Annotated in this window: 1 protein-coding gene; it reads left to right on the top strand. The window is 70.1% G+C overall.

The window, feature by feature from the left end:
- Positions 1-115: 115 nt before the first annotated feature.
- A complete protein-coding gene (locus ABZ749_RS34365) occupies positions 116-2,008 on the top strand; it encodes a glycosyl hydrolase family 28-related protein (protein ID WP_357235394.1) in 1,893 nt (630 codons plus the stop codon).
- Positions 2,009-2,088: the final 80 nt, after the last annotated feature.

The following is a 2,088-nucleotide window of genomic DNA, read 5'->3' as shown; positions in this document are numbered from 1 at the left end:
AGTTCGTGCGGGTCGTCGGCGTTGTCGTAGACCAGCAGCCAACTGAGCGAACTCGTCGACAGCGAGTCGAGGACCGTCCGCACGGTCTGCTCCCGCGTCCGCCGGCGCGCAGCCGGTGGTCACCCGGGCCGCCCTCGATCCGGCGCTGGTCGCCGGACGCGGCGCGGACGTCGACTTCCTTGAGCAGGAAGCGGAGAACGCCCGCACCAACGGCGAGATCATCGGGCCCGACCGCACCGCCTACACGCTGCCCGCGGAGGCTTCCGGCCGACGGGCGGTCCGGCTCACCCCCGGGGAGTACGTGGAGTTCGTCCTGCCCAGCGCGGCGAACGGGATCACCGTGCGGTACAGCATCCCGGACGCGCCGCAGGGTGGCGGGATCACCGCGCCGCTGCGGGTCGCCGTCAACGGCAAGCACCTGCGCACCATGACGCTCACATCGCAGTACTCGTGGCTCTACAACCAGTACCCGTTCACCAACGACCCGCAGGCCGGGCTGCTGCACCCGGACTGGTGGATCACCGAGTGCCAGTGCGTGCCGTCGGCCACCACGCCGTACCCGAGCATCACCAAGCCGTTCCGGCCCACCCACTTCTACGACGAGCAGCGGTTGCTGCTCGGGCGTACCTACCGGGCCGGCGACAAGGTCCGGCTCACCGCGCCGCCCGGCAGCGCCGCCGCCTGGACGGTCATCGACCTGCTCGACTCCGAGTTGGTGGCACCGCCGCACGTCCGACTGCTCGCGGCGAACGTGCTCGCTTTCGGCGCCGACCCCAGCGGCCGGCGGGACTCCGCCGACGCGCTGGACCGGGCCATCGCCTTCGCCCGGCGCGCCCACCTCAAGGTCTACATTCCGCCGGGCACCTACCAGGTCAACCGGCACATCATCGTCGACGACGTGACCATCGAGGGCGCCGGCAACTGGTACACCACGATCAAGGGCCGCGAGGTCGCCCTGCCGACTCCCGCGCCGGACGGCTCCGTACACACCGGGGTCGGGTTCTACGGGCGGGACGCCGCCGACGGCGGCAGCCGCAACGTGCACCTCTCCGGCTTCGCCATCGAGGGCGACGTGCGGGAACGCATCGACACCGACCAGGTCAACGCGATCGGTGGGGCGATGAGCGACTCCACGATCGACGGGCTCTACCTGCACCACACCAAGGCAGGTCTGTGGTTCGACGGCCCGATGCGCAACGTCCGCGTCACCAACAACATCATCGTCGACCAGATCGCCGACGCGCTCAACTTCCACACCGGCGTGACCGACTCCCTCGTGTCGCACAACTTCGTCCGCAACACCGGCGACGACGGCCTGGCGATGTGGTCGGAGAAGACGGCCAACGCACGGAACACGTTCGACCACAACACCGTGCAGTCACCGACCCTCGCCAACGGCATCGCCATCTACGGCGGCACCGACACCACCGTCTCGCACAACCTGGTCGCCGACCCGGTACGCGAGGGCAGCGGCCTGCACGCCGGGGCCCGCTTCGGCGCGGAGCCGTTCACCGGGCACCTGCGCTTCACGAACAACACCACAGCCCGCGCCGGCACGTACGAGCTGAACTGGAACATCGGGCTGGGCGCGATCTGGGTCTTCGCCCTGGATCGCAGCATCGAGGCGCCCATCGAGGTGACCGGCGACGCGTACCTGGACAACACGTACAACGCGATCATGCTGGTCAGCGACTGGCCGGTGAAGGACCTCTACTCGATCTCCGACGCGCGGTTCCGGGACGTCCGGGTCGACGGCACCGGCACCTCGGTGCTCAGCGCCCGCGCTGCCGGGTCCGCCTCGTTCGCCAACATGGACGCTCGCAACGTGGGCGCGGTCGGCGTCAACAACTGCGGATCGTTCCACTTCACCCCGGCCGGTTCGGAGTTCACACTGACCGACCTCGGCGGTAACGACGGCGGGTGGCTCGCGCCGTGGCTGCTGCCCAACACCATCACCTGCGACGACCGGCCGCCCGTGTCGCCGCCCCCGCCTCCGGCACAGTGGTGACAGCGGTGGGCGGCCCGATCGATCGGGCGCGGGTTGCGACCGGTGGCGAACGCGTTGGGCTGCGCGGTGGGGCTGACGTA

Source organism: Micromonospora sp. NPDC047753 (genome assembly GCF_040642735.1).
GTDB lineage: Bacteria > Actinomycetota > Actinomycetes > Mycobacteriales > Micromonosporaceae > Micromonospora.
Note: the sequence above shows the minus strand (reverse complement) of the source record. Positions and strands in the feature narration are given on the sequence as shown.